This window comes from Weissella sp. ESL1156, assembly GCF_058505625.1.
On the sequence record NZ_CP196372.1, the window covers coordinates 1,702,892 to 1,717,459 of the forward strand.

Here is a 14,568-nt window from a genome sequence, read left to right on the forward strand (position 1 = left end):
AAAGAACGGTTGTTGCGGCAATCGTTACCGGAGGAAAAATTTTGAAGTTTTCAGAGTTGGGTCTTAGTCAAGACCTATTAGCGGCCATTGAAAAGCATGGTTATGTAGAAGCCACACCAATCCAGGAAAAGACAATTCCTTTGATCATGACTGGTAAAGATGTTATTGGTCAAGCACAAACAGGAACTGGAAAAACGGCTGCATTTGGATTGCCAATTCTAGAAATGATTGACAATGAGAACAAAGACGTGCAAGCACTAGTTGTTTCACCAACCCGTGAACTAGCTATCCAAACACAAGAGGAACTATTCAAATTAGGACGTGACAAGCATGTTCGTGTCCAAGCGGTCTTTGGTGGTGCCGACATTCGTCGTCAAATTAATGGTTTGAACCATGGTGCACACATCGTTGTTGGAACACCTGGTCGTTTAATCGATCACATCCGTCGTGGTACGATTAACTTATCACATGTTAAGACATTAGTTTTAGATGAAGCTGATGAAATGTTAAACATGGGATTCTTAGAAGATATTGAATCAATCTTAAAGGCCGTACCTGATTCACGTCAAACATTGCTATTCTCAGCAACTATGCCACCTGCAATTAAGCGTATTGGTGTGCAATTTATGACGAATCCAGAGCATATTCAAATTGCAGCCAAAGAATTAACAACTGACTTAGTAGATCAATACTATGTTCGTGTGCGTGACTTTGAAAAGTTTGATGTCTTGACGCGTATTTTGGATGTACAACAACCAGAATTAGCAATTATGTTCGGACGTACAAAGCGTCGCGTTGATGAGTTAACTCGTGGATTAACTTTGCGTGGATTTAAAGCCGCTGGTATCCATGGGGATTTGACACAACAAAAGCGGACACAGGTTTTGAAACAATTTAAAAACCGTGAAATTAAAATTTTGGTTGCCACTGACGTTGCAGCACGTGGTTTGGATATTTCTGGTGTGACATACGTTTATAATTTTGATATTCCACAAGATTCAGAATCATATGTTCACCGTATTGGCCGTACTGGTCGTGCCGGTGCACATGGTACATCTGTTACCTTTGTAAGTAATTCAGAAATGGATTACTTAAAAGATATTGAAAAGCTAACGAAGAAGCGTATGCAGCCATTAAAGCCATATACTCGTGAAGAAGCACTAGCTGGACGTATGAGTGTTGCTGCCGAATCAGTTGCGGAGATTGTCAAAGCAACTGCAAATGTTGCCGATTCAGAGCAAGTCAACCAATTGGTTGAACAATATGATGCAAAAGCATTAGCTGCTGCACTATTAGGTGCGGTTGCTAATGTTGAAGAAATGGATGCTGAATTTAAGTTATCACACGAACGCCCATTGCCACATAAGCATGGTAACTATGGGGGATCACGCCGTAGTGGTGGTTATCGCGGTCGTCGTGACGGTGATCGTCGTCATGGTGGTGGTTATCGTGGTAACCGTGGTCAACGTGAGCGTCGTTCATACGATCGTGGTTCACGTACTGGTTCAGGTGATCGGTCACAACGTGGTCATTCAGGTGCGCCACGTCGTCAATCACGTAATTTTGTCATTAAAAACAACGACTAATTTAACAAATTAAATGATTTAAAGCTGAAGTTTGCCATTAATTTGGAAAGCTTTAGCTTTTTCGATATATATGTCAAAATAAGAGATTTATTATTTCATTTTAGTTACTAAGTGGTAAATTAGCTAACCTTTTCTCACTTTTCTTTCTGATATAATAAAAAATAAGCGAGCACAGTGATTACCATAGAGGTTATAATGAAAATAATATTTTGGGAGGTGGGGATATGATTCTTGGGCATGGCATTGATGCGCAAATTATCAGTAAAGTTGCTGCTGTTGCTGAACGGAGACCAGGTTTTATTGATGTTATTTTGACACCAGCAGAGCGTGCGGTGTATGACCAAAGAAAAGGTAAGCATCAATTGGAATTTTTAGCGGGTAGATTTTCGATTAAAGAAGCCTATAGTAAGGCGATAGGTACTGGTATTGGCTCACAAGCTAGTTGGCAAGATATTGAAATTTTACCTAATCAGTCTGGACAACCAGTGATGGTTAGTCATCCAAGACAAAATGAAGCAGTGGTACATATTTCTATTTCACATACGGGTGATACAGTACATAGTTCAGTCATTTTAGAGTCACAAACTTCACAACAGGAAATGATTAGTCATAAACAAATTGCCAATCAAGCGGTTATTAGTAATCGACGACCTGCCTGGTTAGAAATTTCGGAGAGAGCGATTAAGCATAATATTGATGCAGTACGTCAATTAACAGCAGTTAAACATTTTATTGCGATTGTAAAAGCAAATGCTTATGGCCATGGTTTGGCACAGATTGTGACAGCGGCACAGCGTGCGAGTGTAGATGGTTTTGGTGTTGCGACAATTGATGAGGCCATTTGGTTACGTCAATATGGTGTTAAAAAGCCAATTTTTATATTGGGTGTTACACCAGTTACTTATGTGGCTGATTTAGTAAAGTATGATCTAATACCTGTTGTGACAAGTGAGGGATGGTTAGATGAACTACTAAAGGAATTACCATTAGCTGCCAGACTACAAGTATCTATTGGTGTTGATACTGGTATGGGGCGCATTGGTATACGACAACGCGACGTGTTACAACATGTTGTGACTAAAATTAATCAAGCAGATAATCTCATACTAAAAGGGATTGGCATGCACTTTGCAACGGCAGATGAAAAGAATACGGATTACTATGAGAAACAAATTGCAACCTGGCATCAGTTAGTAGATGGCTTACCGTTACCGATAGATACTTGGCAACACTTAGCAAATTCTGCAACAGCATTATGGCATGAGCAACCAAGTTTTGATGCAATACGAGTTGGGGCAGCAATGTATGGCTTTAATCCATCAGGAAATGTTTTAGAAACAAATCAGTTAGTACCAGCATTGCAATTAAAAGCGGCACTTGTTCATGTGAAATGTGTTGAGACAGGAAGTGCCATTTCTTATGGGGCAACATATAAAGCGCCAAAACCAGAATGGATTGGTACGTTGCCTATAGGTTATGCAGATGGTTATTCACGTCAGTTGCAAGGTATGTATGGACTGCTACCTGACGGTCGACATGTTGAAATTGTTGGTCGAATTGCAATGGATCAATTAATGATTCGATTGCCAGAAAAGTTACCTATTGGCACAGTCATTACATTAATTGGTAAAGTGGGTCATGAAGAAATAACACTTGAAAATCTTGCAGATCGTTTAAATACGATTCCATATGAGGTTGCAACAAGTTTATCAACACGTTTACCACGAAAATTAATATAATAAAGAGAGACGTATGGCAAAGAAAAATGATATTAAACGAGGTGATATTTTCTTTGCAGATTTATCACCTGTGGTTGGGTCAGAACAAGGTGGTCAACGACCAGTTGTCATTGTCCAAAATGATGTTGGGAATCAACATTCACCAACAGTCATTGTGGCACCAATTACGGCAAAGATTGCAAAGCCAAAATTACCAACACATGTTGGGTTACCTTCAGAGTTGCCAAATACTGGTATTGGTCGGGACTCAGTGATTTTATTAGAACAAATTAGGACCATTGATAAGCGACGATTGCAAGATCAGATTGGTACTGTACCAACGAATTTAGTCGTAAAAATTGATCAAGCCTTGTTTATCAGTCTTGGTTTAGTATAATTTAATAACAATGAGGTGGATAAAACGTTTTGGTTTTATCCGCCTGTTTTTATTAGTAAAATTTATTAGAGGAGGCGTAACATGTATGAAGAACAAGCAATTGAACAAGCTAGATTGAATCAAGTTGTTCAAATTATTGATAAACAGTTACTGCAGGCTAAAGAAGCTTATACAAAAGCACATTCTGAAACGCGAGCAGTTGAAAGCAACTATATTGCTAATACATCAATTAATACTGCTGAAGTGGACGATGCCATGGAAACCAATGCTGAAATTCAACAACAAAGAAATATTGTTGCACGAGTTACTGAGACTGAAAATATCATGGCAAAAACTGTGACAACATTGAAAACGTTACGTCCTAATCCATATTTTGGTCGTGTTGATATTGTTGAAGATCATTTGCCAGAAACGTTATACATTGGTTTATCGTCGTTACAGGATGATCATGGTGAGTTTTTGATTTATGATTGGCGGGCGCCAATTAGTGGTGTTTACTATAATGGTACGTTAGGACAAGTCAGTTACCCAACTCCCAATGGGGAACAAATCGTTGATCTCAAGAAAAAAAGACAGTTTGTCATTGATAATAGCCAAATTACTAGTATGTTTGACACGAATGAGACTGTTGGTGACGAAATGTTGCAGTTCGCATTGGGACAACAAAATGATGATGTGATGCGAAATATTGTTGCAACGATTCAACAAGAGCAAAATCAAATTATTCGAGATACAACCAGTGATTTATTAGTTGTGCAGGGTGTTGCTGGCTCGGGGAAAACATCGGCTATTTTACAACGAATTGCCTTTCTTCTTTTTCATGCCCGTGAATCCCTAAACTCTGATCAAATTGTGTTGTTTTCGCCAAATCGCTTATTTTCTAGTTATATTGCTGATGTATTACCTTCCTTAGGTGAGCGGAACATGCGACAGGTCACACTGGCTGAATTTTTTAGTGCTCGTTTACAGGGTTTAACGGTGCAAACATTGTTTGATAGATATGAAAAAGAACAACAAAATATTGGTGTCGCTAGTCAAAGTATTCGAGAAACTTTAGAAAGTGCAGACATTTTGTCGCTGGTTGAACAATATGTCACTCAACTAGAAATAAATGACTTACATTTTGTGGATATTTATTACGAAGACCAAATATTCTTTAGTGCAACAGAATTTAGTGATTACGCTGCAACACTATCAGATAGTTACGCTATGCGCGAACGAATTGATCAAGTACAAAAACATTTTATGCATGTGCTGACAGATCGTATTGCAAGGTTCCAAAATTCGGATTGGGTGCTTGCTGAGCTAGATAACTTAACTGATCAGGAATATCAAGCCTTATTGGGAGAAGAAGATATTGAAACATCATTAGCAGCAGAAGATGTCGATGATGTGATGTCGTTAGTTGCCAAACGTTATTTAATGAAACATTGGCAAATTATTGATGATGCGCTTTATAATCATTTTTTCTTAGATATTTATGAACAATATTCAGATTTCTTAAAGTATTTAAGCTTCAACGATGTCCAAAGAAGTTCATGGTGGGAAGCTAAAAACAGACGGTTTGATTTACAATTAGAGTATCATCGTATTGATTTAGAAGATGCAGCACCGTTATTATTTTTACGAGATACATTAACAGCGGGTGGAACAAATCAGGCGATGGCATATGTCTTTGTAGACGAAATGCAAGATTATGCGTTGTCACAATTGTTATATTTAAAGCATGCTTTTCCAAAAGCAAAGTTTACGGTACTAGGTGACTCGGAGCAAGCACTCTTTCGTGAAGTCGAAACACCCCAAATGTTATTAAATAAATATGCGCAAGCTTTTGAGGCAAAAAAGCCAATGTTGATCAAACTTAATAAAGCTTATCGATCAACTCAAGAAATTATGAACTTTGCCAAAGCATTACTACCAGATGGTGATGACATTATGACGTTTACTAGGCATGGTGAACAACCGCTTTTATTGCAAACGAATGCTAAGGAAAGTGCTAGTGTATTAACAAATGAAATAACGCGCTTACGTCAATCAAATCAAACGGTCGCTATTTTGACAAAAACAGCCCTACAGGCTGAACAAGTGATGGATGCTTTACGTGGTTATAAAGAGTCAGTACAATTACTACATGCAACAGATCGATCACGACTGGCAAATGTGTTAATTATGCCGATTTATTTAGCAAAAGGTTTGGAATTTGATGCCGTGATTGGCTATGATGTTTCACAGTCTAATTATCCTGATAGTCAAGCGACCGGGTTGTTATATACATTAGCTTCTCGGGCGATGCACGCACTCTGTTTAATCAGTCTTGGACCAGCGTCACCATTGATTACGCAAGTGGAAAAAACACTGAATAAAGAAACAATCTGATAATAAATTAACAAGTGCTTGTTATCACATTAAAAAACTTTTACAATTGGTTTTGACGAATTTTAATCTGTGAAATGCTCACAATGGAAAGAAGAAAAAATATGAGTGAAAAGAAAGTTTTGTTAACTGGGGATCGCCCAACCGGTAAACTACATATCGGACATTATGTTGGTTCATTAAAGAATCGTGTTGCCATGCAAAACTCGGGTTTGTATGATCCGTATATTATGGTAGCTGATAAGCAAGCTTTTACTGATAATGCACGAAATCCTGAAAAAATTCAAAACTCTCTTTTGGAAGTTGTTTTGGATTATTTAGCTGTTGGTATTGATCCAGCAAAGACAACAATATTTGTACAATCAGCGGTACCTGAGCTTTCTGAATTAACAGAATATTTTTTGAATTTAGTATCAATTGCTCGTGTACAACGTAACCCAACCGTGAAAGCTGAAATTCAACAAAAGGGTTTTGGTGAGAGTATTCCAGCAGGATTCTTTATTTATCCAGTATCACAGGCTGCAGATATTGCCTTGTTTAAAGGCCAAGTTGTGCCAGTTGGGGATGACCAAGAGCCAATGCTTGAACAAACACGTGAACTTGTCCGAACATTCAATCGTTATTACAATACAGATATTTTATTAGAACCTGAGGGGATTTTTCCACCAAAGGGTCAAGGACGGATACCGGGGTTAGATGGTAACGCAAAAATGTCAAAATCTTTGGGTAATGCGATTTATCTAAGTGATGATGAAGAGGTACTATGGACGAAAGTCAAGTCAATGTATACTGACCCAACGCATATTCAATTGACGGATCCTGGTCATGTTGAAGGCAATATGGTCTTTACTTATCTGGATATTTTTGATGAAGATAAAGCAACTGTTGCGGATTTAAAGTCGCAATATGAGGCTGGCGGTTTAGGTGATATGAAGATTAAGAAGTATCTATTTGAAGTATTAAACAAAGAACTGACACCAATTCGTGAGCGTCGTGAGCGATATGCTAAAGATAAAGCAGCAGTTTTGGATATTGTGAAAGCAGGATCTGAAAAGGCCCGTGTTATTGGTCAACAAACAATGGCAGAAGTACGCCATGCAATGGGTGTTGATTACTGGGGTTAATTAATACCTTGAAGGAGCATGAAATGAGTTATTTGGCAGTCATTGATTTGGGTTCAAATTCCACCCGAATGGTAGTTGAAGAACTACAAGCAGATGGGAATTTTATTGAATTACGTCGCCGTAAACTAGATACACGTTTAGCAGAGGGAATGGACGAAAACGATGGTGAGCTAACTGATGCGGCAATGACCCGAGTTGTTGACGCATTGTTAGAATTTCAACAAGACTATATGATGTTTGATGATGTGACAGTTGTTGGTATTGCAACAGCTGCTGTTCGTGAGGCAACTAATCAAGCTGAATTTTTAGATAAAGTTTTTCGCGCTGTTGGCGTTGAGATTCGTATTTTAACTGGTGATCAAGAAGCTTACTATGATTATTTGGGTTCAGTATCAGCATTGGATATATCTGATGCATGGTTATTGGATACAGGTGGTGCAAGCGTTGAATTGGTAGGCATTGAAGATCGTATGGCAACGAATATGATGAGCTTACCATTTGGGGCGGTCAATTTATCTGAAAAGTTTAAATTAAATGTAGACGGTGTGGTTTCACCAGAAGCAATTGAGAAAGCAGCGAAGTATGTTGATCAGCAATATCGCCAATTACCATGGTTAGATGACACGATTACATTACCAATTATTTTATTGGGTGGTGCCAACCGTTCTTTAGCAAGGTTAGATCGTGTGCAACATGGCTTGCCTTCTGATTCAGATTTTCATGGTTATGAAATGACAACAGCAGCAGTGATGGCAACATATAACAAGTTAGTTAAGATGACAAGAGTTGAACGTGAAAAATTGCTGGGATTAGAAGCAAATCGTGCTGATATTATTATCAGTGGTTTATTACCATTAATTACATTGATTAAGCGAACTGGTTCAAGTAAAGTCATTTTTTCTGCTTCTGGTGTTCGTGAAGGTTTGTTACAAGAATATCGGATGAATAATTAATACATAGAAGCGACGTTACTAAGACGCCGCTTTTTTGTTAGATGATATTTTAATAACAAAAATGAATACGAATCAATTTCTTATGAGCAATCTTATGCATTAAAAAACCGCCGGTGCATTGACCCGCGGTAACTTTTGTTATACCTATAAAGGCGATAACAAGGGGAGCACTTAAATTTGCGACCCTATATTCAATTGTAATGGTAATAACTAGAGGTTTAATCTGCAGATTTAAACGACTGTCGCTAGTATTACCTAAACCAAATACATCTTGCTTGCAACTACTACTCATCCACATTTATTCGTTTCAAAAGCGAACCGTGTCGGGAGCAGCCTTCAGACGAGAATACATGCTTACACCCTTTAAAAAGAGCTATCGTATTCCGTTAAAGTAACCGATGCTAATGACTGCAAGACTGTCAACTCATGACATAATGTTTATCGTTCAATTTGATACTAAAGTTATCTTGCATCATTACTGTGACACGCCCATACGGACTTTAGTAGATAAAGCGATGTTTGAGGTTGAAGAGAAATCAATTTTCAAATCATCTACCTACCTTTCCTTTGGTACACCATTATAATAACACGCTATGGAAACGTTTACAAATAAAAAGTTCAATATTAATGTTCAAAATGAACAATATGTGGATTAGAGCCAGTTGTACCAGCTTCTAGCACTTGCATGGTTGTTAATAACTGCTCGTCAGAAACTAGTTTTGGTTGTTGATGAACAAGCGTTTCAAAAATTGAATCATAAACACGACCATAATCTCCGATTATTGAAGGAATAAATTTCTCTAAACGATCATTATTTTGGTTATAGTAAGTTAACTTGCCGTAATCTTGTGATGCATCCAAACCGAAACCAACATCACCAGGCATAATACCAGCCTTTAGATCATATTCTTGTTGATCGATATTATGTTTAATATAAGAACCTTTTGTACCATGAAGAATCCATTTTGGATAATGGACAGCGGTTATTTCACTAGACTGGATCGTTGCTTTAAAGGCATTTTCATAGAATAAATTTACCTCAAATTGGTCAGAAAGGGTTGCGGTTAATTCACGGGTCGTTCGTAAATCGTAAGCGACCGTTTTGGGAGCACCAAATAAAGCAACGATTTGGTCAACTAAATGGGCACCGTGATCAAACCATGTTGTATCTATTGTATTACCTGAGGTTTTTACATCATGCGGACGGTAATGATCCATATGTAATTCTAATTCAATTGGACGACCAACATAACCTGTTTTCAGGACATGCTGTAAAGTGAGATAGTCACTATCAAAGCGACGATTTTGAAAAGACATAAAGAATAAATGGTTTTTGTTAGCGATATCCATGAGTGTCTGAACTTCATTGGCTGTCGCAACGACTGGCTTATCAACTAATACATTTTTACCAGCCTGTAATAATTGCTTTGCAACCGCAAAATGAGTTGGTGCTGGTGTGACAACAACTGCTAAATCTATGGTTTGATCAGCAATAATATCTTCGATGTCAGTTGAAAAAATAGTGCCTGTTTTTTCGAGTATTGCTCGATCAGTCGGTCTTTTATTAATATGCGGGGCAACGATACGACTAATGTGAAATTTGTCAGAACGTTGACGAATGTAGGGAATATGGTAACGATTTGTACTTTTACCGAACCCAATATAGGCGATGTTAAGCATAAGGAACCTCCAAAATATGTTCTATGACCATTTTCACGTAATTCATGTATTTGTGCAATAGATGGTAGAATAGTAGTATTAAGTAGAATGATAAACAAGTTTTTATACCACTACATGGACGCGGTATAATCGATATACTATAAAAAACTGGAGAATCACCATGGTTAGTGAACTAAAATCAGATATTTTACATGAAGTTATTTTAAGGCGCCCTGATAATAGTCATAAAGGCGATTATGGTCGTGTCTTGCTAATAGGTGGTAGCATGCAATTTGGTGGTGCTATTTTAATGGCAAGTCAAGCGAGCGTGGGGGCTGGTGCAGGTTTAACCACTGTTGCAACTGATCGAGTTAATTTAACGGCGTTACATGCCCGTACACCTGAGGCAATGTTTTTAGATTGGCAAGATGATCAACAGTTATTGGCTAATATTGAAAAGAATGATGTCATTGTCATTGGACCTGGTTTAGGAACAGATGAACAAGCAGTATCTTTAGTTAAAAAAGTTTTTGACGCAGTTAACGAACAGCATATTTTAGTCGTTGATGGGTCAGCATTAACTGTTATGGCTGAAAATAATCTGATGTTCCCGCGTCAGCCCTACACGATAGCGACACCACACCAAATGGAATGGGCACGCTTGAGTGGTGTACAATTAAATTATCAAACAGAGCATCAATTAAATGAAGTACAACGCCAAATTCTCAACTTGGATGTGCTAGTGTTAAAGCAACATCATACGTTAATTTATGCAGAAAATGAATTGCAACAGTTGATGATTGGTGGTGCATATCAAGCAACTGGCGGTATGGGAGATGTTTTAGCTGGTGTGATTGGTGGTTTTGTTGGTCAATTTAAAAGTAATCATTTAAAAGCAGTTGAAGCAGCGGTGTACGCACATTCCATGATTGCTCAGGAGATGGCAAGTCATAGTTATGTCGTAAAGCCATCATTTATTGCAGATGCCTTGCCAAACTATATGGCACGCATTCAATCTAACTTATAATGCATACGTTATCAGATGTGAAATATTATAAAAAAGTGTATAATTGAGGACAATGTTAATCTTGGAGGAATTTTAAAATGGCAAGACAATGGCTTGCGGAAGCATTAAAATATGAAGATGATTTATTAGAAGACTTGAAAGAAATGTTAGCAATCAAGTCTGTACGTGATGATGAAGCGGCAACCGCAGATGCACCTTTAGGACCAGGACCTAAAGCAGCATTGTTGAAATTTGAGGAATTTGCAAAGCGTGATGGATTCCGAGTTGGGAACTACAAGAATTTAGTTGCTTATGCTGAATTAGGACCTGAAGATGCCGAGGAAACAGTTGCCATTATCGGTCATTTAGATGTTATGCCAGAAGGTGATGGCTGGACAAAGGATCCTTGGACACCTGTTATTGAAGATGGTCGCCTTTATGCTCGTGGTGCCTCTGATGACAAGGGGCCAACTTTTGCAGCTTACTATGCATTGAAGATGATTAAAGATTTGAAGTTAAAGTTGAATCGTAAATTAGTGTTGGTTGTTGGTATTGACGAAGAATCAGATTGGACAGGGATGGACGACTTCTTTGCTGAGTATGGTGAACCAACGATGGGCTTCTCTCCTGATGCTGAATTCCCAATCATTAATGGTGAAAAGGGAAATGTATCAATTGTTACGCGCTTTGCTGGTACTCAAGGTGGTGCCTTAAAGCTTATTTCGTTTACTGCTGGTCAACGCCCAAACATGGTGCCTGGTGTTGCGAAGGCTGTTGTTAAGACACCTGCTTCAGACGCATTGGTTAAGGATATGCACGACTACTTGGCTAATGAAAATCGTGTGAAAGGTGAAGCAACCGTTGAAGGTGATCAAGTGACGTTGACATTCTATGGTAAGCAAGTTCATGGTGCTATGCCGGAAACTGGTGAAAATGCTGGAACCTATCTTGCCAACTTCTTACAAACAGAAGATTTTGGCGGCAACGCTGCGGGCTTTTTAACTTTCTTAGGGACACAACTTCATGATGATACGGTTGCCAAGAAAATTGGTGCGATTAAACATGATGAATTAATGCATGATTTATCAATGAATGTGGGTATTCAACGTTTTGCTGATGGTGAAGATGGATTTGTTAATACGAATTTCCGTTATCCACAAAATACAACTGCTGAAGAAATTGAAAAGCATGTTGCTGAGTCATTGCCTGCAGGTTTTGATGCCATTGCAAAGCAAGAGGGTCATGCACAAGTACCACATTATGTATCTGGTGATGATCCACTTGTTCAAACGCTATTACAAGTTTATCGTGAACATACTGGTTTACCTGCTGGTGAACAAGTCATCGGTGGTGGCACATTTGGTCGTTTGCTAAAACGTGGGGTTGCGTTTGGTGCGATGTTTGAAGGGGTGCCTGATACGATGCATCAAGCTGATGAATTTTACCCCGTTGCTGATTTGACACGTGCAATGGCAATTTTTGGTCAAGCAATGTATGAATTGGCAAATGTCAAATAATTATTAAATATTGAAAATTAATGAAATAACAATCTATTCATTGTTTGTTTAGACAGTGAAATCTGGCTGCATGTCGCTGTGAAAAGCCGTTAATCTAACCATTGGTTGATTAACGGCTTTTCAATTACCCGCAGATGAATTCTTTACGAATGATTTTTTCATTTACAATAAAGATATGTTACAATTATATGACAGTATATTTGATGATCACGGGTCGGTCAACGTCAATGACTCATGATATGCCGACATGTTGCAATGATTATTTAGCAAAATCATTGTATTTTTGACGAAACGAGTTAGTCGAAACATAAACAATATTAGGGAAACTTAAGCATTGCGTTTTATACTAAAGAATAGTAAAAAGAGAGTAGATAGGGTTATGGATCGCAAAGTCTTCGTACTAACGGGAAATACAGGTACAGGGAAAACCACTGTTGCAAATTATTTAAATGAATTTTATGAAATGCCACAGGTTATCACGCATACAACACGCCCGCCACGTGAAGGGGAAATTGATCAGGTGGATTATTATTTTGAAACGGCGCAAAGTTTCCAAGATAATCATTATTTGGAAAGTGTGTCATATGCAAATTACCAATATGGTTCTTCGTATGAAGGATTAGAACGAGCCTGGCAAAAGAATCCTTTGATCACGATCGTACTTGATACAGCAGGCGCTAAAACCTATGCTGAAAAGTTAGGAGATACAGCTGTCATCATCTTTTTGACAGTAACAAAGACTGTTGATCTATTAGGGCGATTGTCAAAACGCGGGGATAATCTTGAAGAAATGCAACAACGCTTATCAAGTGAAGAATATCAACGAGATATCAAGTTACCACAATCATTGCAAGGCATTGCGCACGTTATTGTAAACGATGACTGGCAAAATGCAAAAGCAGAGATTGATCATATTGTTAAACAGGCTGTCGTTAATGACCTGAAGGAGGAGTAGCAACATATGGCATATCGGACACCACCATTTATTACACCAGTCGCATTAGTTTCTATTATTTTAGCTTTAAGTGCTGCCAATGCAATTGTTAATGTATCAACACATACATCAAACGGAGCAGCAAAATCATCAGTCGTATCATCTAGTACAACACAATCTAGTGTGAAAAGTTCAACTTCGACAAGTAGTGATACAGAGAAATCATCACGTCGATCGAGTGAATCAGATGATACAAGTAGTGATGTGGTTAGTGATGACGATGCAGTCAATTCAAGTGCAAAATCAAAAATTAGTAATTCAAGTAGTAGCGAAGCGGATGATGCATCAGTTTCAAGTAGTTCTGAAGATACGGATCAAGCATCATCTGATACATCAACGACAACGACTGGTGGGACAACAACAGATAGTACGACCAATAATACAACTGGTAATACAACCAATAACGCAACACAGGGAGGAACAACCAACTAATGTTATCAATCTTAGATTTACTGAATCATTATCTTGGCTTTTTTAATGTGAATGCACGTTGGAAGGGGCAAGTTTATACGATCCTCGCAACTGTCGGTGATTTTTATATTTTATATTTGGCAATACGTTACACACAAAATGGCGCTTATCTACGAGGCGCTGGTTTGGCACTTGCCTTTCTGTTTATTTTGTATTGTGCCATCTTGAATGGTGTTTATTACTACACAAAAAAGACAGTTCGTTGGGATATTTCGCCAAAGCTAGAGAAACTTTTGGGTGGATCCCAAGCCGCTAAGCAAGAGGCGACGGGGAAAGCAATGCCCTATGTGCCAGCAAATGGACTTTACAATAAAAAGCAAGTTTTACCAGCAACAGCTGTTTCAGATAATGATATGGTTGCGGAAATCGAGAAGGTTATTGAACAACTTCGTGAAAGTGGTATGGTCACTGATAATTACGGTGGCCTGTCAGAAAAAGACCAATTGGCTTTTTTGGCAACTGGGCAACAAGCAATTTTTGCAAATCACCCGGGAACCCCATTACCTTATTTTCGTTTAGAAGAAGAGCGGGGTGGCCTAGCTATTTACGGTGGGGTAAATGAAATGCTTTCATCACGGTTAGCGCGCATTCAAACAGTTGGGTTACAACCAGTCGACTTGGCATTAAAATCATACAATTTATATATCGCATCTGTCGTTATTACTGGTGGCCCAGGCAAAACGCGTGGGCGTCAGGCCTTGATGCCAGTTGAACAACCGTATCGATTAGCAGTAGAATTAGCATATACAAAAAAGTAATTAATTCATTAA

The 14,568-nt window shown here is 38.4% G+C and carries 12 protein-coding genes; 11 read left to right on the forward strand and 1 reads right to left on the reverse strand.

Annotated features, from left to right (window positions below):
- Positions 1–41: 41 nt before the first annotated feature.
- From cshA to ACSKY2_RS08675, 6 genes are all read left to right on the forward strand, one after another.
- Positions 42–1,586 carry a degradosome RNA helicase CshA gene (cshA, locus tag ACSKY2_RS08650; RefSeq protein ID WP_489877472.1) on the forward strand — a complete coding sequence of 515 codons (1,545 nt, stop codon included), beginning with the start codon at positions 42–44 and terminating at the stop codon, positions 1,584–1,586.
- 224 nt (positions 1,587–1,810) lie between these two features.
- Positions 1,811–3,325 (forward strand): alanine racemase, encoded by a 1,515-nt coding sequence (alr, locus tag ACSKY2_RS08655; protein ID WP_489877473.1) that lies wholly within the window; start codon positions 1,811–1,813, stop codon positions 3,323–3,325.
- Positions 3,326–3,338: 13 nt separating this feature from the next.
- Entirely contained in the window at positions 3,339–3,701 is a 363-nt protein-coding gene (locus tag ACSKY2_RS08660) for a type II toxin-antitoxin system PemK/MazF family toxin (protein ID WP_489840142.1), read from the forward strand.
- An 81-nt stretch (positions 3,702–3,782) separates the two neighbouring features.
- On the forward strand, positions 3,783–6,077 hold the full coding sequence (helD, locus tag ACSKY2_RS08665; RefSeq protein WP_489877474.1) for an RNA polymerase recycling motor HelD: 2,295 nt from the start codon (positions 3,783–3,785) through the stop codon (positions 6,075–6,077).
- A gap of 101 nt (positions 6,078–6,178) precedes the next feature.
- Entirely contained in the window at positions 6,179–7,198 is a 1,020-nt protein-coding gene (gene trpS, locus ACSKY2_RS08670; protein WP_489840140.1) for a tryptophan--tRNA ligase, read from the forward strand.
- 23 nt (positions 7,199–7,221) lie between these two features.
- Positions 7,222–8,151: a Ppx/GppA phosphatase family protein gene (locus ACSKY2_RS08675; RefSeq protein WP_489840139.1), complete on the forward strand. Its 930-nt coding sequence runs from the start codon at positions 7,222–7,224 to the stop codon at positions 8,149–8,151.
- Positions 8,152–8,775: 624 nt separating this feature from the next.
- Here ACSKY2_RS08675 and ACSKY2_RS08680 read toward each other — a convergent pair.
- The gene (locus ACSKY2_RS08680) at positions 8,776–9,831 is read right to left on the reverse strand and encodes a Gfo/Idh/MocA family oxidoreductase (protein ID WP_489877475.1); all 1,056 of its coding nucleotides are present in this window, start codon (positions 9,829–9,831) and stop codon (positions 8,776–8,778) included.
- 160 nt (positions 9,832–9,991) lie between these two features.
- On the opposite strand from ACSKY2_RS08680, the gene ACSKY2_RS08685 reads away from it, so the two are divergent.
- The 5 genes from ACSKY2_RS08685 to ACSKY2_RS08705 all read left to right on the forward strand — a co-directional run bounded on the left by ACSKY2_RS08685 (position 9,992) and on the right by ACSKY2_RS08705 (position 14,556).
- Complete coding sequence (locus ACSKY2_RS08685; protein ID WP_489840137.1) at positions 9,992–10,837, forward strand: NAD(P)H-hydrate dehydratase; 846 nt, start codon at positions 9,992–9,994, stop codon at positions 10,835–10,837.
- A gap of 77 nt (positions 10,838–10,914) precedes the next feature.
- Positions 10,915–12,333, forward strand: coding sequence for a dipeptidase PepV (pepV, locus tag ACSKY2_RS08690; protein WP_489877476.1), 1,419 nt, complete (start codon positions 10,915–10,917; stop codon positions 12,331–12,333).
- Positions 12,334–12,712: 379 nt separating this feature from the next.
- Complete coding sequence (locus tag ACSKY2_RS08695; RefSeq protein WP_489877477.1) at positions 12,713–13,288, forward strand: guanylate kinase; 576 nt, start codon at positions 12,713–12,715, stop codon at positions 13,286–13,288.
- Positions 13,289–13,294: 6 nt separating this feature from the next.
- The gene (locus tag ACSKY2_RS08700) at positions 13,295–13,759 is read left to right on the forward strand and encodes a hypothetical protein (RefSeq protein ID WP_489877478.1); all 465 of its coding nucleotides are present in this window, start codon (positions 13,295–13,297) and stop codon (positions 13,757–13,759) included.
- Complete coding sequence (locus tag ACSKY2_RS08705; protein ID WP_489840133.1) at positions 13,759–14,556, forward strand: DUF6681 family protein; 798 nt, start codon at positions 13,759–13,761, stop codon at positions 14,554–14,556. The genes ACSKY2_RS08700 and ACSKY2_RS08705 overlap by 1 nt, the downstream gene beginning before the upstream one ends.
- Positions 14,557–14,568 lie beyond the last annotated feature (12 nt).

Coding starts and splice junctions, on each gene's coding strand:
- alr (WP_489877473.1), top strand. CDS start 1,811: ATGATTCTTGGGCATGGCATTGATGCGCAAATTATCAGTAAAGTTGCT.
- ACSKY2_RS08660 (WP_489840142.1), top strand. CDS start 3,339: ATGGCAAAGAAAAATGATATTAAACGAGGTGATATTTTCTTTGCAGAT.
- helD (WP_489877474.1), top strand. CDS start 3,783: ATGTATGAAGAACAAGCAATTGAACAAGCTAGATTGAATCAAGTTGTT.
- trpS (WP_489840140.1), top strand. CDS start 6,179: ATGAGTGAAAAGAAAGTTTTGTTAACTGGGGATCGCCCAACCGGTAAA.
- ACSKY2_RS08675 (WP_489840139.1), top strand. CDS start 7,222: ATGAGTTATTTGGCAGTCATTGATTTGGGTTCAAATTCCACCCGAATG.
- ACSKY2_RS08680 (WP_489877475.1), bottom strand. CDS start 9,831: ATGCTTAACATCGCCTATATTGGGTTCGGTAAAAGTACAAATCGTTAC.
- ACSKY2_RS08685 (WP_489840137.1), top strand. CDS start 9,992: ATGGTTAGTGAACTAAAATCAGATATTTTACATGAAGTTATTTTAAGG.
- pepV (WP_489877476.1), top strand. CDS start 10,915: ATGGCAAGACAATGGCTTGCGGAAGCATTAAAATATGAAGATGATTTA.
- ACSKY2_RS08695 (WP_489877477.1), top strand. CDS start 12,713: ATGGATCGCAAAGTCTTCGTACTAACGGGAAATACAGGTACAGGGAAA.
- ACSKY2_RS08700 (WP_489877478.1), top strand. CDS start 13,295: ATGGCATATCGGACACCACCATTTATTACACCAGTCGCATTAGTTTCT.
- ACSKY2_RS08705 (WP_489840133.1), top strand. CDS start 13,759: ATGTTATCAATCTTAGATTTACTGAATCATTATCTTGGCTTTTTTAAT.